The sequence below is a fragment of the Microbacterium keratanolyticum genome (assembly GCF_016907255.1).
In the GTDB taxonomy this organism is placed as follows: Bacteria; Actinomycetota; Actinomycetes; order Actinomycetales; family Microbacteriaceae; genus Microbacterium; species Microbacterium keratanolyticum.
Map to the genome: position 1 here is coordinate 1,310,340 of NZ_JAFBBQ010000001.1, position 20,425 is coordinate 1,330,764.

21 protein-coding genes are annotated in these 20,425 nt (G+C 67.0%); 13 read left to right on the forward strand and 8 right to left on the reverse strand.

Features of this window, described 5'->3' with window-relative positions:
• Positions 1–5: 5 nt before the first annotated feature.
• Positions 6–1,265, reverse strand: a complete 1,260-nt coding sequence (locus JOD62_RS06210; protein ID WP_204938443.1) for a TRAP transporter large permease — start codon at positions 1,263–1,265, stop codon at positions 6–8.
• Positions 1,266–1,267: 2 nt separating this feature from the next.
• Entirely contained in the window at positions 1,268–1,969 is a 702-nt protein-coding gene (locus JOD62_RS06215) for a TRAP transporter small permease (RefSeq protein ID WP_204938444.1), read from the reverse strand.
• Positions 1,970–2,164: 195 nt separating this feature from the next.
• Here JOD62_RS06215 and JOD62_RS06220 point away from each other — a divergent pair, with 195 nt between their 5' ends.
• From JOD62_RS06220 to JOD62_RS06260, 9 genes are all read left to right on the forward strand, one after another.
• Positions 2,165–3,118 carry a 3-hydroxyacyl-CoA dehydrogenase family protein gene (locus JOD62_RS06220; protein WP_204938445.1) on the forward strand — a complete coding sequence of 318 codons (954 nt, stop codon included), beginning with the start codon at positions 2,165–2,167 and terminating at the stop codon, positions 3,116–3,118.
• Positions 3,115–3,867, forward strand: a complete 753-nt coding sequence (locus JOD62_RS06225) for a FadR/GntR family transcriptional regulator (RefSeq protein WP_204938446.1) — start codon at positions 3,115–3,117, stop codon at positions 3,865–3,867. Before JOD62_RS06220 ends, JOD62_RS06225 begins: the two co-directional genes overlap by 4 nt.
• A gap of 126 nt (positions 3,868–3,993) precedes the next feature.
• Positions 3,994–5,019: a TRAP transporter substrate-binding protein gene (locus JOD62_RS06230; RefSeq protein WP_204938447.1), complete on the forward strand. Its 1,026-nt coding sequence runs from the start codon at positions 3,994–3,996 to the stop codon at positions 5,017–5,019.
• 79 nt (positions 5,020–5,098) lie between these two features.
• The gene (gene otnK / locus JOD62_RS06235; protein WP_204938448.1) at positions 5,099–6,364 is read left to right on the forward strand and encodes a 3-oxo-tetronate kinase; all 1,266 of its coding nucleotides are present in this window, start codon (positions 5,099–5,101) and stop codon (positions 6,362–6,364) included.
• Positions 6,361–6,993 (forward strand): class II aldolase/adducin family protein, encoded by a 633-nt coding sequence (locus JOD62_RS06240; protein ID WP_204938449.1) that lies wholly within the window; start codon positions 6,361–6,363, stop codon positions 6,991–6,993. The genes otnK and JOD62_RS06240 overlap by 4 nt, the downstream gene beginning before the upstream one ends.
• Positions 6,990–7,796 (forward strand): TIM barrel protein, encoded by an 807-nt coding sequence (locus JOD62_RS06245; protein ID WP_204938450.1) that lies wholly within the window; start codon positions 6,990–6,992, stop codon positions 7,794–7,796. Before JOD62_RS06240 ends, JOD62_RS06245 begins: the two co-directional genes overlap by 4 nt.
• A gap of 117 nt (positions 7,797–7,913) precedes the next feature.
• A complete protein-coding gene (locus JOD62_RS06250; RefSeq protein WP_204938451.1) occupies positions 7,914–8,294 on the forward strand; it encodes a GntR family transcriptional regulator in 381 nt (126 codons plus the stop codon).
• Positions 8,291–9,187 carry an ABC transporter ATP-binding protein gene (locus JOD62_RS06255; RefSeq protein ID WP_204938452.1) on the forward strand — a complete coding sequence of 299 codons (897 nt, stop codon included), beginning with the start codon at positions 8,291–8,293 and terminating at the stop codon, positions 9,185–9,187. Before JOD62_RS06250 ends, JOD62_RS06255 begins: the two co-directional genes overlap by 4 nt.
• The gene (locus tag JOD62_RS06260; RefSeq protein WP_204938453.1) at positions 9,187–9,873 is read left to right on the forward strand and encodes a hypothetical protein; all 687 of its coding nucleotides are present in this window, start codon (positions 9,187–9,189) and stop codon (positions 9,871–9,873) included. Before JOD62_RS06255 ends, JOD62_RS06260 begins: the two co-directional genes overlap by 1 nt.
• Before the next feature lie 63 nt (positions 9,874–9,936).
• Here JOD62_RS06260 and JOD62_RS06265 read toward each other — a convergent pair whose 3' ends face one another.
• The 5 genes from JOD62_RS06265 to JOD62_RS06285 are packed head-to-tail and all read right to left on the reverse strand — an operon-like array spanning position 9,937 to position 14,440.
• Entirely contained in the window at positions 9,937–10,713 is a 777-nt protein-coding gene (locus tag JOD62_RS06265) for a DeoR/GlpR family DNA-binding transcription regulator (protein WP_204938454.1), read from the reverse strand.
• Complete coding sequence (locus tag JOD62_RS06270; RefSeq protein WP_204938455.1) at positions 10,710–11,555, reverse strand: class II fructose-bisphosphate aldolase; 846 nt, start codon at positions 11,553–11,555, stop codon at positions 10,710–10,712. Before JOD62_RS06270 ends, JOD62_RS06265 begins: the two co-directional genes overlap by 4 nt.
• Positions 11,552–12,517 (reverse strand): 1-phosphofructokinase family hexose kinase, encoded by a 966-nt coding sequence (locus tag JOD62_RS06275; protein ID WP_204938456.1) that lies wholly within the window; start codon positions 12,515–12,517, stop codon positions 11,552–11,554. The genes JOD62_RS06270 and JOD62_RS06275 overlap by 4 nt, the downstream gene beginning before the upstream one ends.
• Positions 12,514–13,515, reverse strand: coding sequence for an ROK family protein (locus tag JOD62_RS06280; protein WP_204938457.1), 1,002 nt, complete (start codon positions 13,513–13,515; stop codon positions 12,514–12,516). The genes JOD62_RS06275 and JOD62_RS06280 overlap by 4 nt, the downstream gene beginning before the upstream one ends.
• 28 nt (positions 13,516–13,543) lie before the next feature.
• Complete coding sequence (locus tag JOD62_RS06285; RefSeq protein ID WP_204938458.1) at positions 13,544–14,440, reverse strand: SIS domain-containing protein; 897 nt, start codon at positions 14,438–14,440, stop codon at positions 13,544–13,546.
• A gap of 284 nt (positions 14,441–14,724) precedes the next feature.
• Between JOD62_RS06285 and JOD62_RS06290 the strand changes: the two genes are divergently transcribed.
• Genes JOD62_RS06290 through JOD62_RS15085 form a run of 3 tightly spaced genes read left to right on the forward strand, consistent with a single transcriptional unit; the run spans position 14,725 to position 17,914 of the window.
• Entirely contained in the window at positions 14,725–15,975 is a 1,251-nt protein-coding gene (locus JOD62_RS06290) for an extracellular solute-binding protein (protein WP_204938459.1), read from the forward strand.
• Between the two features lie 32 nt (positions 15,976–16,007).
• Complete coding sequence (locus JOD62_RS06295; RefSeq protein WP_204938460.1) at positions 16,008–16,985, forward strand: carbohydrate ABC transporter permease; 978 nt, start codon at positions 16,008–16,010, stop codon at positions 16,983–16,985.
• A gap of 2 nt (positions 16,986–16,987) precedes the next feature.
• Positions 16,988–17,914 carry a carbohydrate ABC transporter permease gene (locus JOD62_RS15085; protein WP_204938461.1) on the forward strand — a complete coding sequence of 309 codons (927 nt, stop codon included), beginning with the start codon at positions 16,988–16,990 and terminating at the stop codon, positions 17,912–17,914.
• Between the two features lie 90 nt (positions 17,915–18,004).
• On the opposite strand, the gene JOD62_RS06305 is transcribed toward JOD62_RS15085, so the two are convergent.
• A complete protein-coding gene (locus JOD62_RS06305; RefSeq protein ID WP_271171462.1) occupies positions 18,005–19,129 on the reverse strand; it encodes an ROK family protein in 1,125 nt (374 codons plus the stop codon).
• Positions 19,130–19,306: 177 nt separating this feature from the next.
• On the opposite strand from JOD62_RS06305, the gene JOD62_RS06310 reads away from it, so the two are divergent.
• Positions 19,307–20,425 carry an ROK family transcriptional regulator gene (locus JOD62_RS06310; protein WP_204938463.1) on the forward strand — a complete coding sequence of 373 codons (1,119 nt, stop codon included), beginning with the start codon at positions 19,307–19,309 and terminating at the stop codon, positions 20,423–20,425.

Here is a 20,425-nt window from a genome sequence, read left to right on the forward strand (position 1 = left end):
TTCACCTAGAACCAGCCGAAGATCACCGGCAGGTACGTCACGCCGAACAGGAACGCGAGGCAGAGACCGAACCACGGCAGCATCGCGGGGACCGCCTGCGAAACCGAGATCTTGCCGATCTTGCACGAGACCAGCAGACACAGACCGACCGGCGGTGTGAGCAGTCCGATGCCGAGGTTGACCACCATGATCAGACCCAGGTGCACCGGATCGATACCGACGGCGGTCGCCACGGGCAGCAGCAGCGGCACGAACACGATCAATGCCGCGTTGCCCTCCATCACGGTTCCGATCACGAGGATCAGGATGTTGATGAGCAGCAGGATCAGCAGCGGGTTGTCGGTGAGATTGAGCATCCACGTCGAGATGGCCTGCGGGATCTGACCGCTCACCAGCGCCCAGGAGTAGATCTGCGCGGCGGCGATCACGAGCATGATCACACCGACGAGCACGGAGGACTCCGTCATCGAACGGAACAGCTTCTTGAGCGTCAGCTCCTTGTGCACGAAGAAGCCGATGATCACTGCGAGCAGCACGGCGACCGCACCACCCTCGGTGGGCGTGAAGGCGCCGATGCGGATGCCACCGATGATCACGACAGGCAGGATGAGGGCCCACACAGCGCGCCCGAGAGCGGTCGTGATCTCCTTCGCCGTCGCGCGACGCTCGGCCGGCTGCTTCTTCACGACGGCGACGATGTAGCCCACGATGAGCAGCGACGCGACGAATGCGAGTCCGATGATCAAACCGTAGAAGAACAGGTCGGCGATCGAGGCCTGGGCGAGCACGCCGTAGACGATCAGATTGATCGACGGCGGGATCGTGACGAACATCGCGCCTGCCGTCGCCATGAGCGAGACGGCGTACCGCGGCGAGTATCCCCGCTGCACCATCTGCGGGATCATGATGCGGCCGACGCTGGAGGTGTCAGCGACCTGCGACCCGGAGATGCCACCGAAGATCGCTGTGGTGACCACTGTCACGTGGCCCAGGCCTCCGCGGATGCTGCCGACGAGCACGTACGCGAAGTCGATGAGACGCTGAGTGATGCCCGAGGCGTTCATGAGCGCACCTGCGATGACATACAGCGGAATCGCGAGCAGCGGGAAGTTGCGGATGCCGGCGACCATGCGCTGGGCAGCGATCTCCAGCGGCACATTGCTGAAGAACTCCAGTCCGATCATCGAGCTGAGCGCGAGGGCGATGCCGATCGGGAGCCCGACGACGAGCAGCGCGCCGAAGCCGAAAGCCAATGCGTAACCCATCGTCACGCCTCCTTCGAAGAGTCGTCAGCGGCGCGGCGCTGGGCGGGAGATGACCCGGTTTCCTGGCCTCCGGTCGCACCGTCGAGAAGACCGTGCCCTTCGCGGGTCGCCTGCTCGACGTCACCCACCTCGGAGTCGAGAACGTCGATGACGGCCTGGTCTGCATCGGCGTTGAGGACGGTGAGGCGACCGCGGAAGAAGGCGACCGCGCGCTCGATCGTGAAGATCGCGCTGAGTGCGGCACCGACGGGAACGGCCATGTAGACCCAGGACACCTTCGCCTGGATGCCGAGGCCGCCTGCGATGCCAGCGAGGAGCTGACGGTCACCGGCGGGGATCAGGCCGAACGTGAGCCAGCCGAGGATGAGCAGGGTCACGGTGGTCGTCACGGCGACGGCGAGCCCCAGCCAGCGCTCCACCTTTGCCGGGATGAACTTGGAGACGAGGTCGAGTGTGAGGTGTTCGCCGCGACGCAGTCCGAGCGGAATCGCCAGCATCGTGGACCAGACGAAGAGGCTGATCGCCAGCTCCTCCGACCAGACAGTCGGGCTGTTCGCGACGTATCGAGCGGCGACCTGGATCACGATCGTGATGGTCATGACGCTGAAGCCGACCACCACGAGAGCGGCGACCACGCGGTCCAGGACGGCCAGCGGACCCCGGTTCAGAGCGGGGGGCTGAGGAACCCAGTCCTCTTCGGACATGCTGTCTCCTTTGAGAGCGGGTAGTGAGAGAACGAGCGAAGTGGTTAACCACTTTTCGACTCAATGTGCAATCCTGACGGTGTTCGCCTTGAAATGTCAAGGCGAAATGAATGAAGTGGTTGACCACTTGCCGAAGAGTATGCAAACATCGTGCTCAGACAGCGGGGCCGACCAGCACCCCATCGAAGGAGAGAAGTGTCTGAAATCACGCGCGTTGCGATCGTCGGAGCCGGCTACATGGGCGGCGGCATCGCACAGGTGCTTGCCCAGTCCGGAGTGGCCTGCGTGCTGCTCGATGCTGTGGCAGGGCGCGCACAGACCCGCCGCGATGAGGTTCTCGCCGAAGCAGACTCGCACCTCGCCCGGGGCTTCATCACCGCCGTCGAGCGCGAGACCCTCACGGCCAACCTCTCCGCCAGCGAAGACCTCCCGGGGACGGTCGGGAGCGCCGACCTCATCATGGAGGTGGTCTTCGAGGAGATCTCCCTCAAGCATGAGGTGCTCCGCACGATCGAGAAGCATGCCCGCCCCGACGCCATCATCGGCTCCAACACCTCCGCCATTCCGATCGGCGAGCTGGCGGAGGCCCTGGAGAAGCCGGAGCGCTTTGCCGGCATCCACTGGTTCAACCCCGCCCCGCTCCTCCCGGGAGTGGAGGTCATCGCCCACGCGACGACCGATCGCTCCCTGCTCTCAGGCATCGTGACCATGCTCGAGAACGCCGGCAAGGAGCCCGCCATCGTCGCGGACACCCCGGGATTCGTGTGCAACCGCCTGCAGTTCGCCCTCTACAAGGAGGCGGTCCAGATGGTGCAGGACGGCGCCGCGACGCCGGAGGAGATCGACACCGTGGTGCGGGCATCCTTCGGATTCCGCCTTGCCCTCTACGGTCCTTTCGCTGTGGGCGACATGGCTGGACTCGACGTCTACGCGAACTCCTACGTCTCGCTGGAGCGCGCTTTCGGCGAGCGCTTCACAGTTCCTGCCATGCTCAAGGAGCGCGTCGATTCCGGAGACCTCGGCATCAAGACCGGCGGAGGATTCCTCGGACTGGAGGCAGACGAGGCTCGTCGGATGATCGAAGCGCGTGACAACGCCTACGCGCAGCTCCTGAAGCTCCGTCGCCAGCTCCGAGAGGAATCCCGATGACACCGGCCGCCAACGCACCCGTCTCGCTCCCGCCGATCGACCCGACGGCTGAGCTCTCCTCTGAGATCATTCGCGCACTCACCGAGTACTTCTTCTCCGGAGACCTGCTGGGCGGCAGCCGCATCCCGAGTGAGCGCCAGCTGGCCGAATCCCTCGGCGTGAGCCGCGGCGCGGTGCGCGAAGCCATCCAGTCACTCGGACTGCTAGGGGTGCTGGAGATCCGCCAGGGTGCGGGCACCTACCTTCGCTCGACCGGATCGACCCTGCTGCCCCGCGTCATCGAATGGGGACTCTTCCTCGGCGAGCGCCGCGTGATGGATCTCGTCGAGGCGCGTCAGGAGATCGAGTTCGCCCTTGCGGGTCTCGCGGCGCGTCGCCGCACCGAGGAACAGGCCGCGGAGCTCGTCGCCCTCGTCGAGCAGATGGACGACCTCGGTCCCGGCGAGGCGTTCGTGGCCGCCGACATCGCCTTCCACTCGGCGATCGCTCGCGCCGCCCGCAACCTCGCCCTCGCCGACGTGCTGTCGAACATCACGTCACTTCTCGAAGTGTGGATGACCCGTTCCATCCAGTCCGCCGGAGAGACCCACAGCTCCAACCAGGAGCACCGTCGTGTCGTCGAGGCGATCGTCGCCCGCGACCCACGCAAGGCGCAGGCAGCGATGCGCGCGCACCTCCGCAGCGCCGAGAAGCGCCTGCGTCGCACCCTGGGCGACCTGCCCGAGGGCATCGAGAACGTCACCACCTGATCCCCCGCCGGCCACTCCGATCGGCGCAGACCCCACACAGTAACCGCCAGCAAGAACGGCACACATGAGGACCTCCTCTCCTCATGCGATCACGCGCGCCGTCGCGCGTAGAAAGGCACGTCACCCATGCGCACCACAACCACCTTCCGCCGGCTCTTCGCCGCCGGGTCCGCCCTCGTGCTCGCAGCGGGCATCGCGGGATGCTCCTCGTCTCCGGCGACCGGCAGCACCGAAGACGGTGCCATCGAGTCAATGAGTCTCACTCTCGGTCACGCCTACGCTCCGGACAGCCTGCAGCACCGAGCTGCCGAGCAGCTCTCCGAGCTCGTCGCCGAGAAGAGCGATGGCGCGATCACGATCGACCTGTTCCCCTCCGCGCAGCTCGGCAGCTGGGAGGAGATGCAGGAGGGCCTCGAAATCGGCAGCGTTGACATCGTCATCGAGAGCCTCGGCTCGCTCGAGCGCTACACCGACCTGGCTGCGATCGAGGGGCTGCCCTTCCTGTACGAGGACGCCGAGCACTTCTTCGAGGTCTGGGACGGCGACATGTCCGCAGAGATCCTCGATGCCGTGCGCGAGGACTCCGGATTCAAGCTCATCGGTGCGCTCTACCGCGGAGGACGTCAGCTCAACTCGATCCGCGAGGTCGACAGCCTCGACGACCTCGCCGGCCTGAAGCTGCGTGTTCCGAACCAGCAGACCTACATCTCGACCTGGCAGGCGCTGGGTGCGAGCCCGACGCCGATGGCGCTCAACGAGGTCTTCTCTGCGATGGAACAGGGCGCGATCGAGGGTCAGGAGAACCCGATCGACGTCGTGCGTTTCAGCTCGTTCTACGAGGTCGCGCCGTTCGTCGCGGAGACGAACCACCTGTTCGGCAACTTCCACTTCCAGATGTGGGGCGACGCCTTCGACCAGTTCCCGGCAGAGGTGCAGGAGATCCTGCTCGCCGCCGCAGACGAGGTGTCGGCCGACTACCGCGCCACCTCGATCTCCGAGGCCGCAGAGAACAAGAAGTTTCTCGAGGACGCCGGCGTGAAGTTCACGACGATCGACCTGGCCGAGTGGCGCAAGCCTGTCGCGTCGCTGATCGACGCCGCCAACCCGCAGGTCAAGACCTGGGCCGAGGCCATCCTCGCCCTGCGCGACTGACCCGCGCCACCTCTGATCGCCGGGCGCGAGCGCACATCGCTCCGCCCGGCGATCGCCGCATCACCCAAGGAGACACCCCATGAGCACCCCGCCCATCACGCCGTGGCTCGGCGTCATCGCCGATGATTACACCGGCGCGACCGACCTCGCAGGAATGATCGCCCGTACGGGCATGCGCGTCGTGCAGCTGCTGGGTGTTCCCGAAGAAGGCACTGCGGCCATCGATGCCGATTGTGTCGTCGTCGCACTCAAGAGCCGGAGCATCCCCGCAGAGGACGCCGTCGCACAGAGCGTCGAGTCGGCGCGCTGGCTGCTCTCGCTCGGAGTGGAACAGCTCTACTTCAAGTACTGCTCGACCTTCGACTCGACAGACCACGGGAACATCGGACCGGTGGCGGATGCTCTCGCCGCGCTCGTCTCCGCACGTTCCGTCGTCTTCGCTCCCGCCGTTCCCGAGCACGGCCGGACCACTTATCTCGGTCATCTCTTCGTCGGCGACCGCCTGCTGTCGGATTCGCCCCTGCGCGACCACCCCATCAATCCGATGACGGACAGCGACCTTCGCCGCGTCCTCGGTCGCCAGACCACAACTCCGGTCCGCCTGCTCGACCTGTCGACGGTGCGTTCCGGCGCCGCGGCACTGGAGGCGATGCGCGCGCAGACCGACGGGCGCGTCTTCCATATCGCCGACATCGTCTCGGACGACGACGTCGTCGCGATCGCCGAGGCTGCTCGCCTCGATCCACTCGTCACCGGCGGGGCCGCGCTCGGTGCTGCCCTGGCCGCGCTCCGTTCCTCGACGCAGAGCGGCGCGGCCCTCGCGGTGCCCCCGGGACCGGCACTCGTTCTCGCGGGGAGCTGCTCGGCGGCCACGCGCGGGCAGATCGCCGAGCACCGTGTCGAGCACCCGGTCTTCACCGTCGACGTCTACGCGCTGGATCGGGGAGAGGATGTCGTCACGCAGGCCCTCGCCTTCCTCACGGAGAATGCGGATGCCGTTCCCGCGGTGGTCGCCTCCACCGACCCCGAATCCGTCCGCCAAATCCAGGAGGATCTCGGCGTCGAACGCTCCTCCCAGCTCGTGGAGGCCGCTCTCGGCGAGATCGCGCGGGGTGCGGTCGCGCAGGGTTTCGGCCGAATCCTCGTCGCCGGAGGAGAGACCTCCGGCTCGGTCGTGAACAGCCTCGGCGTCCGCGCGCTGCGCATCGGTCAGGAGGTTGCTCCTGGTGTGCCATGGACGGTCGCCGAGGGCGAGCAGCCCGTGGCCCTGCTGTTGAAGTCCGGCAACTTCGGCGGACCCCGCATCTTCGCGGACGCACTCGCGATCGCGGAGGGTTCGCGATGAAGGAGGCGGATGCGTTCGCGGCACTCATCTCCACAGGTCACGCACTCGCCGGCGCGGGGCTCTCGCCCGGTACAACGGGCAATATCTCGACACGGGTCGGCGACCGCATCCTGGTCTCCGGAACCGGCGCACGCCTGGGCGCATTGAGCAACGACGACATCGCCATTCTCACGCTCAACGGCGAACGGATCGTCGGTGCGGCTCCCACGAAGGAAGCCATGCTGCACGTGCGGGCCTATGCAGTACGCCCCGAGGTGACAGCTGTCGTGCATCTGCACTCTCCGGCCGCTCTCGCCGTGTCGTGTCTTGCCGACCTGCCCGAGGCCTCACCTCTGCCCTGTTACACGCCGTACTACGCGATGAAGGCGGGACGCGTCGCCCTCGTCGACTACTTCCCACCCGGCGATGAACGCCTCGCCGAGGCATCCGGGACCGCGCTGCGCGCGGCGGACAGCCTGCTTCTGCGCCGTCACGGTCTCGTCACGATCGGGCCGGAACTCGCCTCGGCCGTAGCCGCGGCGGAGGAGCTCGAAGCGAACGCAGATATCCACCTGCGCCTCGCGGGACGCGCCGCCGATCCACTCTCCCCCGACGACGTCGCCGCGCTCCCGCACTGGAGGAACAGATGAGCACGCACACCTACTCGATCATCAACCCATCGATCCTGATCGGCGAGCTGCCGCTCGAGGAGCAGCTGCGGCTCGTGCGCAATCGCGGATTCCGCGGAGTCGAGCTGTGGTGGCCCTTCGAGACAGCGACTCCCTCCGATTCGGACGTCGACGCCGTGCTGACGACCATCGCGGACTCTCGTCTGCGCCTGGTCGGCATGAACCTGTATGAAGGCGGGATGGCCCTGGGCAACCGCGGCATCACCTGCTGGCCAGGGGTGGACGCCGAGTTCGACGCATCGATCGAGGTCGGCCTGCGCTTTCATGAAGCCACCGGCGTGCAGAACTTCAACGTTCTGCACGGAACCCTCAACGACCGCGAAACCCGGGACGCGCAGAACGAGCGCGCGGCGGTGCGCACCGCCCGCGCGGCGGACGCCTTCTCGGCCGTGGGTGGCGTCGTCACGATCGAGCAGCTCTCACACATCCCCGGCTATGGTCTGCGCACGATGGCGGAAGTCACGGAGGCGGTCGCGCGGGCTCGCGAACGCGCCACGACAGGGACCGTCCTGGTGCAGATCGACCTGTTCCACATGTTCAACATGGGCGACGATGTCGCCGGATACTTCCGCGACCACTGGCGCGAGATCGGCCATGTGCAGGTGGCCGATTTCCCCGGGCGCGGGGCACCGGGAACCGGCGAGCAGCCCATCGATGAGCTGCTCGCCCTGTTGCGAGGCCAGGGGTATCGGCGCGAGATCGCGCTGGAGTACTCGCACTACGAGAACAACGACCCTTTCGCGCACGTCACCGTCGCCTGCTGAGCACAACAGGAAGTGGCCCCTCCTTCGGGAGGGGCCACTTCTCTTTGGGGTTGACATCCTTCCGCGTTCATGGGTTACTTAGTCAAGTAACTAACCAACCTACCGAGCGGGGGACCTGTGATCGAAGAAGGCAAAGCGCTCTTCCTCCAGATCGCCGAGCAGATCGAAGACTCGATCCTCGACGGGTCACTGGCCGAAGAGGCTCAGGCGCCGTCGACGAATGAGCTCGCGGCGTTCTACCACATCAACCCCGCCACCGCAGCCAAGGGAGTCGCCATGCTCACCGAAAAGGGAGTGCTGTACAAGCGCCGCGGCATCGGAATGTTCGTCGCCGATGGCGCCCGCGATCTTCTCCTCGGCGAACGCCGCACCGCTTTCGCCGACCGCTACATCGACCCACTGCTCGCCGAGGCCCGCACGATCGGCCTCAGCCCCGCAGACCTCGCCGCGCTCATCCAGGCGCGAGCGACCGCAGCCCCCGAAGGGACCAACACATGACCGCCGTCATCGAGGTGAAGAACCTCACGAAGCGCTACAAGGACAAGCGCGCACTCGACAACGTCTCGCTCACCCTCGAGGGAGGCACCATCTACGGCCTGCTCGGACGCAACGGCGCCGGCAAGACCACGCTCATGTCGATCCTGACCGCGCAGAACTTCGCCTCCGCCGGCGATGTGAAGGTGTTCGGCGAGCACCCCTATGAGAACGCGCACGTCCTCAACCGCATGTGCTTCGTTCGCGAGAGCCAGAAGTACCCGGATGACGCGTATCCGCGGCACGCCTTCAAGGCGGCGAGCCTGTTCTTCAAGAACTGGGATCAGGAGTACGCAGAACGCCTCATCGCCGACTTCCAGCTGCCGATGAAGCAGACCATCAAGAAGCTCTCCCGCGGGCAGCTCTCGGCAGTCGGCGTCATCATCGGCCTCGCGGCACGAGCCGAGATCACCTTCTTCGATGAGCCCTACCTCGGGCTCGACGCCGTCGCCCGGCAGATCTTCTATGACCGCCTGATCGAGGACTACGCCGAGCACCCGCGCACGGTCATCCTCTCCTCGCACCTGATCGACGAGGTGTCCAACCTCATCGAGCGGGTCATCGTGATCGACCAGGGAGAGATCCTCCTGCACGAGGAGACGGATGCGCTGCGTGACCGCGCAGTGACCGTCGTGGGCGATGCGACGAAGGTGGATGCCTGGGCCGAAGGCCGCGACATCCTGCACCGCGAGGAGCTCGGACGCGTGGCATCCATCACCGCGCTCGGAAGCCTGAGCGCAGCCGAACGTGCGGAGATCCACGACAACGGGCTCGACCTCGCGCCCGTCTCCCTGCAGCAGCTGATCGTGCGTCTGACCCAGAAGAACGGCGCACCCGTGAACGAGGAGGTGCGCTGATGCGACGCGTACTCAATGTCATCCGCCTGCAGATGATCAACCGGCAGACCTTCATCTGGGTGCCGCTGATCGTGCTCGCCGGCGCCACCGTGATCTCGGTGCTGATCTACGCCATGATCCCCGTCGACACCCCCAAGTACGGCGGCGGCGGGCAGGCACCGCTCTGGTACTTCTTCGCGATCGGCATCTCCGCCATGTCGCTGACCTTCCCGTTCTCCCAGGCCATGAGCATCACGCGGCGCGACTTCTTCCTCGGCACCATGCTGACGGCCGTGCTCGCCAGCGCCTTCATGGGGCTGCTGTTCCTGATCGGCGGCGGCATCGAGATGGTCACGAACGGGTGGGGCGTCAACGGCTACGTCTTCTACCTGCCCGATCTGTGGCGGGTCGGCTGGTTCGGTGCATGGACGGTCTACTTCACGCTGGCGCTGTTCCTGTTCGTCCTCGGCTTCACCGGCGCGACGATCTACAAGAGCTGGGGACTGACCGTTCTGACGATCGTCTGGGTCACTCTGGCGCTGATCCTCGTCGGCCTCGTCTTCCTGACGACGCGGCTGAACCTCTGGGAGCAGGTCTGGCACACGATCGGCGATCTCGGGTCATTCGGTCTCGCGCTGTGGGGCCTCGTCGTCACAGCCGTGTGCATGACGGTGTCGTTCATCGCCTTCCGGCGCACGGTGCCGTAGAGACAGAAAAGGTGGGGCCCGGCCTGTGATCAGGCCAGGCCCCACTGCGTCCTGTGGCCGCTACTAGCGTGCGACGACGACCTCGAACCCGGCCTCGACGAGCGCGGCCTGGCCATCGGGCGAGATCTCATCGTCGGTGAGCAGCTGCGGAAACAGCTCCGGACCACCGACGGCAGCGAATGCGGAGACGCCGACCTTCGTGGAGTCCGCGACGATCGCCGCGTGGCGGGCGCGAGACGCCATCATCCGATTCACGGCCGCCTCGCGCTCATCATGCGTTGTCGCACCGGAGTCGGCTGCGATGCCATTGACGCCGATGAAGGCGAAGTCCAGGCGGATGCCACTGAGCAGCTGTTCCACGAAAGGGCCGACCAGCTCGTAGCTGCGGGCGTGGATCACCCCGCCGGTCACGACGACCTTGATGTCGGGACGGGTGGCGAGCTGCGCGGCGATGTTGACCGCGTTCGTCACGACCGTGATGCCTCGCTCCGAGAGGTCTTCACGCGCGGCGAGGGCTGCGGCGATCGCCGTCGTGGTGGTGCCGCCCGACAGTCCGATGACCGCACCCGGGGGCACCAGTGCTGCGGCGGCACGAGCGATGTGTTCTTTCGCATCGGCGCGCTGGTGACTCTTGTACCGAATCGGCAGCTCGTAGGCGACGGACTGCGCCACCGCACCGCCGTGCGTGCGCGTCAGAAGCCGTCGCTCGGCGAGGCTGTCGAGGTCGCGGCGGGTGGTGGCGGCGGATGCCCCGAACTGGTCGACGAGCTCCTCGACCGTGACCTCGCCCTGGGTGGCGAGAAGATCGAGGATCGCGGCAAGGCGGGCAGCGCGTTTCATGCGGCCTGCGCCAGGGCGAACAGGCGCAGCATCCGCGCCGCCTCGGCGGCGACAGCGTCGCGGCCGAGCTTCACGTACTTGCGCGAGTCGACGAGGCTCTCGTCGCTCGCGAGCTTCTCGCGGACGGCGCGTGTGAAGAAGCCGTTCAGGTGCGTGGAGACGTTGATCTTCGTCATGCCTGCGCGCACCGCGTCAGCGATCACCGCATCCGCGACACCGGACGACCCGTGCAGGACGAGCGGCACATCGAGGGCATCGTGCAGGCGACCGATGAGTTCGATGTCGAGCGAGGCGGAGCGATCGAGCATCGCGTGCGACGATCCGACCGCGACGGCGAGTGCATCGACGCCCGTCGCGGCCACGAAGGCGACGGCCTCCGCAGGGTCTGTGCGCACGCCCGGCGCGTGGGCGCCGTCCTTGCCGCCGACCTCTCCCAGCTCACCTTCGACGAAAACGCCGGCGGCTTTTGCGCGCGCCACCACTTCGGCGGTCAGCGCGACGTTCTCGTCGTAGGGAAGCGCACCCCCGTCGAACATGACCGAGCCGAATCCGAGGGTGATGGCCTCGTCGACGAGCTCTACCCGCTCGGCGTGATCGAGGTGCACCGCGACGGGCATCTCTGCGCGGCGGGCGACGGCGAGCGTCGCCAGCGCGATCGGCTCAAGGCCGCCGTGGTAGTCCGCGCAGTTCTGCGAGATCTGCAGGATGACCGGGAGTTCTGCGAGGGAGGCCGCGGCGACGAGCGCCTCCGCGGTCTCAAGGTGCAGCACGTTGAATGCGCCGACACCGGTGCCGCGGGCCGCAGCATCGCGGACGAGATCAGCCGCAGAGACGAGAGTCATCGAGGGTCCTTCTGTTCGGGAGCGAAGTCGTGCGTCTCGACAAGGAGCGCGTCAGCCAGGGATGGCCAGGAATCGTGAATCTCACCCGCGAGCGGCATGAGCACCGCCGCGGCCGACCACGCGGTCGCGCGACGCAGGATGGCCTCAGGCTCACGGACGCCCTCAGCCCAGAGCGAGGCGCAGGCGGCCACGGCCGCATCGCCCGCACCGGTGGGGTTGCCCGCAAGAGGCGTCTGCAGTCGGGCCTGAACGACAGCATCAGAGGTGACGGCGAGCATCCCGTCGGCGCCCATCGACAGCAGCACGAGCTCGGCTCCACGACGCAGCAGTTCGGCCGCACCGGCGAGGGGGTCGCTGATACCCGTCGCTTCGGCGAGCTCGGCGGCATTCGGTTTGAGAACGGATGCGCCCGCATCCGCGGCCTGCAGCAGCGCGGGGCCCGAGGTGTCGACGATCACGGCTGCACCGGCGGCGCGGCCCGCGATGATGAGCGAGGGCAGCAGCTCCGCAGGAGCGCCGGGAGGCAGGCTGCCCGAGATCACGAGGACAGGGGCGTTCTCACCCGCTTCGGCAGCGTCGACGAGGCTCTCGCCGACAGCATCGAGAAGCGCACGCCACTCGTCGTTCGACGGATTGATGCCCCGCTCGTTCACGATCGTCGTGTCCCCGAGATGCTCGTCGACGAGGGCGATGCTGCGGCGCGTCTCTGCGACGACGGGGACGAGCAGGTGCGGCACGCCGCTCGAGCGCAGTTCGAGGGCGAACTCACCACCGGCGGCACCGCCGACCGTCGTGAGAGCTCGCACCGTCGCACCCTGCGCGTGCGCGACGCGCGCGACGTTGAGGCCCTTGCCGCCCGCCCGCGCGCGCCCGGTGTCGGCGCGGTGCACCCCACCGGGGACAATCCGGTCGACGTGCCAGGTGAGATCAAGCGCCGGATTCGGCGTCACGGTGATGATCATGCGACTTCCCTCGCACGCAGCGCGGCGCCCAGGATTCCGGCGTTGCCGAGGAGCTCGGCGGGCACGAGCGCGGGGATGCGGTGGAAGCTCAACCGCGCGGCGAGACGACGGTGCAGCTCGTCGAACAGCGCATCTCCTGCCCGCGAGAGACCTCCGCCGATCACGACGGCCTCCGGTGCGACGACCGCGGTCAGCTGTGCGATCGCGAGGGTCAGCGCGTCGAGCGCTTCGTTCCAGATGCGCGCTGCGACGTCATCTCCCGCGTTCGCACGGGCGATGACCTCCTTCGCGCCATCCACAACAGCGCCTGTCGCCTCGGTGTAGCGGCGAGCGATGGCTCCGGCGGATGCCATGGTCTCCAGGCATCCGCGCGCCCCGCAGGGGCATTGCGGCCCTTCCGCGATCGGAGAGTGTCCGATCTCCCCGGCGTAACCGCCTGCCGTGTACGGTCGCCCACCCACGAGAATCGCCCCGGCGATTCCGGTGCCGATGATGAGCACCACGGCGTTCGAATAGGCGCGTGCGCCGCCGAGGACGTGTTCGGCCCAACTCGCGGAGCGGACATCGTGGTCGAAGGCGACCGGCAACCCGAACGCTTCGCCGGCAAGGTCGCGCAGCGGCGCATCCTGCCACCCGAGATTGCTCGCGAACACACCGATCCCGGCATCCGCGTCGACGATTCCGGGGACCACGAGACCGACGGCGCGCGGCACGATCTGCGGATGCTGCTCCTGCAGCTCTGCGGCGAGGTCGCGCAACCGCGCAACGAGGCGCCCCGGCATGTCTGGTCCCGCAGGAGGCGTCGGCGTGCGCCGCAGCCCGAGGGCCGTGCCGTTCTCGTCGAAGAGCGCCGATTTGATGTCGGTGCCGCCGACATCAAAGGCGAGCACCGCCGCGCCGCGTCCGATCGATGCGGCGCGGGCGAGCCGGTCGCCCGACGCATCCTGCACCACATCCGGCACAGCACGGGCCGCGTCGGCGCCCTCAGGGCTGCTCATGTCGGATCCTCTCGTCACGTGCGCTCGACTACGCGTCGAGGATAACGGCGCGCGTGAGGTTGCGCGGCTGGTCGGGGTCGAGTCCCGCAGCCAGCGAACGGTCGAGAGCAACCTGGTGCAGGCGTGCGAGGTCAGCCATCGGGTCGATCGCGTGCTCGACGAAGCGGGCACCTGTCGCCTCGACCTGTCCGCGCAGCCCCTCGGGGGCGGCGCCGAACTGCCAGGTGATGCGACCAGGAGCCGCGATCGCGATCGGGCCGTGGCGGTACTCCATCGAGGGGTACGACTCGGTCCACGACTGCGACGACTCGCGCATCTTGAGCGCGGCCTCGTGCGCGAGCCCGACCGTCCACCCGCGACCGAGGAAGCTGTACTGCTCCGCCGCGGCGAGGGTCGGATCCACATCGGCGAGCGCCGTGCGAGCGTCGGCGATCGCACCGGTGAGGTCCTCACCGAGCGACGCGCGGAACAGTGCGAGCGCCGTCGTGGCGAAGCGAGTCTGCACGACCGACTTCTCGTCGGCGAAGGGAAGCAGGACGGCATCGTCGACCATGTTCACGAGCGGAGACTCCGGATCGCCGATCACGCCGATCGTGTGCACCGAGGAGTCGAGACCCGAGATGAGCTCAAGCACCTCCGAGGTCGTGCCCGAACGAGTCAGCGCGACGACGGCGTCATAGCCGCGGTTCACGAAGTTCTCGGATGCGGCGAAGGCATCGGTGACACCGAACCCGCCGGACTCGCGCAGGAAGGCATACGACTGCGCCATGAACCACGATGTGCCGCAGCCGACGACGGCAACGCGCGCGCCCGCCGCCGGGAGGAGCTGCTGCTCAGCACGCATGCCGAATGCGCGCTCCCAGGTGTCGGGCTGCGAGGCGAGTTCGGCCTGCATGTGAGCGCCGGCGGCGTGTGCGTTCGTCATCGTCGAAACCTCTCAAGAGTAAAAGTCACCAAATGTGCACTTTCATGATTGCTTTGCGCACGATTCGATCATAGTATCGCGTCAGTATCAATTCAATGACAAGAACTCTTGATTTGTTCGTATGCCGGACAAATAATCAGATGGCTGTCTCTCTCGGTCGCAACGCGGCTACCGAGACGGCGTCGGGCACCCCCGAAGCCAGCCTCGAGATTTGAGTCTGAATCACGCACTGTCGCGTGCAGTAGTTGCGACTGTGCACCACCAACACAGTGAGGATGCAACACATGAAGAAGTCCCTGCGGTTTGGCGCTGTCGCCCTCGCGGCGACCGCCACTCTCACGCTCGCCTCGTGCGGCTTCGGCGGCAACGCCGGCGGCGACTCCGGCGGCGATGCCGGCGGTGCGACGACCATCGACCTGCTCGTTCCCAGCTACTCCGACCAGACCAAGTCGCTCTGGGAAGGCGTCATCAAGGGCTTCGAGGCCGAGAACTCGGACATCAAGGTCAACCTCGAGGTGCAGTCGTGGGACAACCTGGAGAAGGTCGTCACCACGAAGGTGCAGGCGGGCGAGGCACCCGACATCTACAACGGCGGCCCCTTCGCCGGCTTCGCCGCCGATGACCTGCTCTACAACGTCGAAGAGGTCACGAGCCCCGAGATCTTCGCCGACTTCCAGGAGTCGTTCATCAAGAACGAGCAGCTCGACGGCACGACGTATGCGCTGCCTCTCATCGCCTCTGCCCGTGCGCTGTTCGTGAACAACGCACTGCTCACCCAGGCGGGCGTCGAAGCACCCACCAACTGGGACGAGCTGCTCGACGCGGCGACCAAGGTCTCCGGTCTCGGCGGCGGCATCGCCGGCTACGGCATGCCCCTGGGCTCGGAAGAGGCGCAGGCCGAGGCTGCGGTCTGGATCTGGGGCGGCGGCGGCACGTTCGGCGACGAGTCCGAGATCACGATCGACATCCCCGAGAACCTTCCGGGTGCCGAGCAGATCAAGAAGATGATCGACGCGGGCGCCACGCAGGCCGACCCGGGATCCACGCAGCGTTCGCCGCTCATGGACATCTTCATCCAGGGCAAGATCGGCATGCAGGTGGGTCTGCCCCCGACAGTCGGCCAGATCGCAGAGAACAACCCGGATCTCGACTACTCGATCGTTCCGATTCCCACGAAGGACGGCTCGCCCTTCACGCTCGGCGTCGCCGACCGACTGATGGCGTTCCAGAACGACGGCGACAAGGCCGAGGCCATCACGAAATTCTTCGACTACTTCTACACGGCAGACGTCTACGTGCCGTGGGTGCAGGCCGAGGGCTTCCTCCCCGTCACGAAGTCGGGTGCAGAGCAGCTCTCCGGCGAGGAGGCTCTCAAGCCGTTCCTCGACGTGCTGCCGGATGCACAGTTCTACCCGAGCACCAACGCCAAGTGGTCGGCCGCTGACGGCGCCTTCAAGTCGCTGTTCGGTCAGCTTCAGACGCAGCCTGCTGCGGACGTCCTGAAGCAGATCCAGGCACAGGTCGACGCGGGCTAAAGCTCGCAACGGAAAGGGGTTCGGGTACTTCCATGAGCCAGAGCACACAGTCCTCGAACCTCGCGGGGGCGGCCAGTGGCCGCCCCCGCTCCCCGGGCTCGGCAGAGTCAGGAGCCTCCCGCGGCAAGCCCGGCGGACGCGATCTCGTCCGGGCGCTCCCGTGGATCGCCCCGGCGCTCGTCCTCATCATCGGCGTGGTGCTGTTCCCCGCCGGGGTGATGTTCTACAACTCCACCCGCAAGATCTCGCTCTCGGGTCTCGACAAGGGCTCCGTCGGGTTCGACAACTTCGTGACGGTGTTCACCTTCTCGGAGTTCTGGCCGATCTTCGGCCGCACCATCATCTGGGTCGTCTCCGTCGTCGCCTTCACGGTGATCATCTCGCTGGGCCTCGCGCAGATTCTCAACAAAGCCTTCCCCGGCCGCCAGGTCGTGCGGATGGCCGTGATCATCCCCTGGGCGGCCTCCGTCGTGATGACGACGATGGTCTTCTACTACGGCCTGGAGCCCTACTTCGGCATCATCAACAAGTTCCTCGTCGACGTCGGGCTCGTCTCGACGCCTGAGGGCTTCGGCTGGACGCGCAATCCCGAGACGGCCTTCATCTGGTCGATCGTGATCGCGATCTTCGTCTCGCTGCCGTTCACGACGTACACGATCCTCGCCGGGCTCGCGACGGTCCCCGCCGACGCGCTCGAGGCGGCGAAGATGGATGGCGCCGGTCCTGTGCGCACCTACTGGACGATCGTGCTTCCGCAACTGCGCGGGGCGCTCAGCGTCGCCGTGCTCATCAACATCATCAACGTCTTCAACTCGCTGCCGATCTTGAAGGTCATGACCGGATCGATACCGGGCTACGGCGCGGACACGATCATGACGATGATCTTCAAGTACATCGAGCTGCAGAAGAAGGTCGATGTGGCCAGCGCCCTGTCGGTCGTGGCCTTCCTCATCGTCATCGTGATCGTCGCGGCGTACGTGAAGATCGTCAAGCCCATGAAGGAGGTCTGAGCGTGAGCGTCGTCACCGAGACTCGTGTCGTCACGACCGCCGGCCGCGGCGGAGCCCGCCCGCCGGTGCCCGGCCGGAAGCGCCGCTACACCGCCGACCAGGTGTCGCTGCCGCGCGTCATCCTGCGCATGGCCGCCGGCCTCATCGTGCTGGGCGTGTTCATCCTGCCGTACCTGATCATGTTCTTCGGCTCGGTGAAGTCCAAGCCCGAGATCCGCTCGGTCAACCCCACCTACTTCCCCACAGAGTGGCACTGGGACAACTTCATCAAGATGTGGGATACGCCCGAGACGCCGCTCGTGCAGAACATGATCTCGACGATCGTGATCGCCGTGTTCGCGACGCTGCTCGTTCTGCTCGTCGCAATGCCGGCGGCCTATTACACGGCGCGCTTCAAGTTCCCGGGTCGCATGGTCTTCCTGTTCCTCGTGATCGTCACGCAGATGCTGCAGCCTGCGGTGCTCACGTCGGGTCTGTTCCGCCAGTTCGCGGCGATGGGTCTGATCGACACCTGGGCGGCGATGATCTTCATCAATGCGGCGTTCAACCTGTCGTTCGCGGTGTGGATCATGCACTCGTTCTTCGCCGGCATCCCCAAGGAGGTCGACGAGGCCGCGCAGATCGACGGTGCAGGCCGCCTCACCGTGCTGTTCAAGATCAACCTGCCGCTGGTGTGGCCGGGCATCGTCACGGCGATCGTGTTCACGTTCGTCGCCTGCTGGAACGAGTTCGCGGCGTCGCTCGTGATCCTCTCGACCGCGGGCAACCAGCCGATGTCGGTGGCGCTGACGAAGTTCGTCGGCCAGTACGAGACCAGCTGGCAGTACGTCTTCGGCGTCTCGCTCGTTGCGATCGTGCCGGTGATCATCCTCTTCATGCTGATCGAGAAGCGACTCGTCGGCGGCTTGACCGCTGGCAGCGTGAAGTAGGCACCCCAGAGAATCGGGATGCCACGGGTCTCGGGAGCTGCACCCCGAGGCCCCGTCCGGGCGTCGCGTGGGCCGCTGTGAGGGGCGGACCTACGCGCGCTCGGGTGTGAGCGTCAGTTGCGCGGGGCTCCACCGCACGCCGAGCGCGGTGGACAGCGCGAACTGCGCGGCGCCGGCGAAGGGCGGAACGTTCGTGCTGGCGTAGCGGACCTCGAGCGGATTCGTCCCCCGCGCGTCGTAGGCGAGAGATTCACGGACGGCCTCGAGGAACTCCTCACCGAGGATCACGGCAGGCCCGCCGATGATGACCTCACTGGGGTCGAGCATCGCGCCGACGAGCTTGATGACGCGAGCGAGCGCTTCGGCACCGAGGCGGAGGGTTTCGGGATCGACGGCGGCGAGCAGCGGTGCGACCTCCGCATCGTCGAGGCTCTCGTCGTACTCGGGTCCGAGGATGGCGGTGAGCGAGGCGGATGCTTCGACGCAGCCGTAGAGGCCGCAGCGACAGAGCTGCGCCTTGGGCCCGAACACCACCTGCACATGGCCGATCTCCCCGGCTCGCGTGCTGGGGCCGGGAGCGATGTCACCGTCGAGGGTGACGGCGCCGCCGACGCCGGTGCCGAGGTGCACGAAGAGGCGCAGCCCCTCGTGCTGCTCCTCTGTGACGACCTCGGCGATCGCTTCGGCGTCGACGTCGTTGATGAGCGCAACGCGCACACCGAGGATCGCCTCGTACTGTTCGGCGAGCGGGACGTTCGACATGTCGAGCTGCACGCTCTCGAGCACCGTGCGACCGTCGGTGGCACCGGTGAGCTGGACGCTGGCGAGCAGCATCCGCCCACCGAAGCGATCCGCGATGCGCGTGAGCATTTCGCGCACGGCACGGTCACGAGTCGTGGCCGAGTAGGCGATGCGCTCTTCGTAGACGGTGGTGCCGTCGAGGCTGACGAGCGCGGCGAGGGCGTCCACGGGGCGCAGCACCATGGCGAAGAGCAGGTGGTGTCCGGCGTCGATCGAGAGCGTGGTGGCGCGTTTCCCGCCGGTGCTGCGCGCCTGGCCACCCTCGACGACGAGGCGTGACTCGATCAGTTCTGCGACAAGGGACGAGGCGGTCGCGGCGGTGAGTCCGGTGGCGCGGGCGATGCCGGCGCGAGTTTCTTCACCCGGGTGACGGAAAACCAGCTGCAGTGCACGTCGGAGGTTGGTTCGTCGCACCGCAGCTTGGGAATCCAGACCTTCTTCACTGTGGGCCACGCCGCGTTTTCCGTTCTGTGTGGGGATCTTCGTTGAGCCTCATTGACTTGTCGTCAGCGCCAGCCTACGCTCGGAGCAATTAGTTTAGTGACTATACTAAGACGGTCGGCATCGACGCCTATACGAAGGGGGTTCGCGATGACCATCGCACCCACGCTCAGCAGCCGCGACGCGCAGTTCGTTCCCACCTCTCCTCAGCGGATGTCTCAGAGCATCCGCCGCCACAACCGCGCCGTCGTCCTGCGCACGCTGCTGCGAGAGAAGGTCGCGAGCCGCGCCGACCTCGCGCGTCTCACCGGCCTCACCCGCCCGACGATCTCCGAGGTCGTGCGCGGGCTCATCGGCGACGACCTCGTCTTCGAGTCCGGCCAGCGCCACAACTCCCGCCCCGGGAAGCCCGCGACGCTGCTCGAGTTCAACCACGAGGCCATCCGCATCCTCGCCATCGACCTCTCCGACCGCGCGCAGGCCACCGCTGCGCTCGTCGGCGTCGATGGACAGGTCATCGAGCGCAGCACCCGCGCCGGCGTGAAGACCGAGGGTGAGATGAGCGAGGCGACCGTCGCGTTCATCCAGGAGCTCACCGCCGCCCTCGACCACCCCCTGCTCGGAGTGGGGATCGCCGTTCCCGTCGACAGCGTCGCCGCCTACGATCCTTCGCGCCTCACCGCTTCTGTGAGTGATGTGCTCGACGCCCCCGTCCACATCGCGATCGACGCCGACCTCGCCGCCAATGCAGAGTCGCGCTACGGGGCGACCGATGGCGAGTTCCTGCTCGTCCGCCTCGGCGAGAGCACGAGCACCGCCATCTACACGGGTGCGCCGAGTGCGGATGACGTGCCGCCGACGGCCCGCGAACTCGCGCACATGCTCGTCGACGGTGACGCCGGCGCCGTGTGCCGTTGCGAACGCCCGGGCTGCGTGCACGCCTGGATCTCGACGCCGCTGCTCACGGCACGCCTGGACGCGGCTCGGGATGCCGATGCCCGGCGCCACATCCGCTCCGAAGCGGGGCGCCGCCTGGGCACGTCACTCGCCGTGATCAGTTCGGCACTGGACCTTCCGCGCGTCGTCATCAGCGGACCGGAAGGCGTGATCGACGACGACTTCGCGGCGGCCGCCGGCGACGCGATGGCTGCCGTCGCGCAGACGCTGTTCCAGCCGATCCCGGGAGTGGTCACCGCCTCGACGGTCAGCGACGCGGTGCTGCGCGGCGCGGCCGCTCACGTCGCCGCATCCGAACTGCAGCGCGTCTGA

Excerpts from the sequence above, each read along its gene's own strand:
- JOD62_RS06215 (WP_204938444.1), bottom strand. The coding sequence starts at position 1,969 with ATGTCCGAAGAGGACTGGGTTCCTCAGCCCCCCGCTCTGAACCGGGGT.
- JOD62_RS06245 (WP_204938450.1), top strand. The coding sequence starts at position 6,990 with ATGAGCACGCACACCTACTCGATCATCAACCCATCGATCCTGATCGGC.
- JOD62_RS06290 (WP_204938459.1), top strand. The coding sequence starts at position 14,725 with ATGAAGAAGTCCCTGCGGTTTGGCGCTGTCGCCCTCGCGGCGACCGCC.
- JOD62_RS06275 (WP_204938456.1), bottom strand. The coding sequence starts at position 12,517 with ATGATCATCACCGTGACGCCGAATCCGGCGCTTGATCTCACCTGGCAC.
- otnK (WP_204938448.1), top strand. The coding sequence starts at position 5,099 with ATGAGCACCCCGCCCATCACGCCGTGGCTCGGCGTCATCGCCGATGAT.
- JOD62_RS06230 (WP_204938447.1), top strand. The coding sequence starts at position 3,994 with ATGCGCACCACAACCACCTTCCGCCGGCTCTTCGCCGCCGGGTCCGCC.
- JOD62_RS06295 (WP_204938460.1), top strand. The coding sequence starts at position 16,008 with ATGAGCCAGAGCACACAGTCCTCGAACCTCGCGGGGGCGGCCAGTGGC.
- JOD62_RS06240 (WP_204938449.1), top strand. The coding sequence starts at position 6,361 with ATGAAGGAGGCGGATGCGTTCGCGGCACTCATCTCCACAGGTCACGCA.
- JOD62_RS06210 (WP_204938443.1), bottom strand. The coding sequence starts at position 1,265 with ATGGGTTACGCATTGGCTTTCGGCTTCGGCGCGCTGCTCGTCGTCGGG.
- JOD62_RS06265 (WP_204938454.1), bottom strand. The coding sequence starts at position 10,713 with ATGAAACGCGCTGCCCGCCTTGCCGCGATCCTCGATCTTCTCGCCACC.
- JOD62_RS06260 (WP_204938453.1), top strand. The coding sequence starts at position 9,187 with ATGCGACGCGTACTCAATGTCATCCGCCTGCAGATGATCAACCGGCAG.
- JOD62_RS06225 (WP_204938446.1), top strand. The coding sequence starts at position 3,115 with ATGACACCGGCCGCCAACGCACCCGTCTCGCTCCCGCCGATCGACCCG.
- JOD62_RS06280 (WP_204938457.1), bottom strand. The coding sequence starts at position 13,515 with ATGAGCAGCCCTGAGGGCGCCGACGCGGCCCGTGCTGTGCCGGATGTG.
- JOD62_RS06255 (WP_204938452.1), top strand. The coding sequence starts at position 8,291 with ATGACCGCCGTCATCGAGGTGAAGAACCTCACGAAGCGCTACAAGGAC.
- JOD62_RS06285 (WP_204938458.1), bottom strand. The coding sequence starts at position 14,440 with ATGACGAACGCACACGCCGCCGGCGCTCACATGCAGGCCGAACTCGCC.
- JOD62_RS06310 (WP_204938463.1), top strand. The coding sequence starts at position 19,307 with ATGACCATCGCACCCACGCTCAGCAGCCGCGACGCGCAGTTCGTTCCC.
- JOD62_RS06270 (WP_204938455.1), bottom strand. The coding sequence starts at position 11,555 with ATGACTCTCGTCTCTGCGGCTGATCTCGTCCGCGATGCTGCGGCCCGC.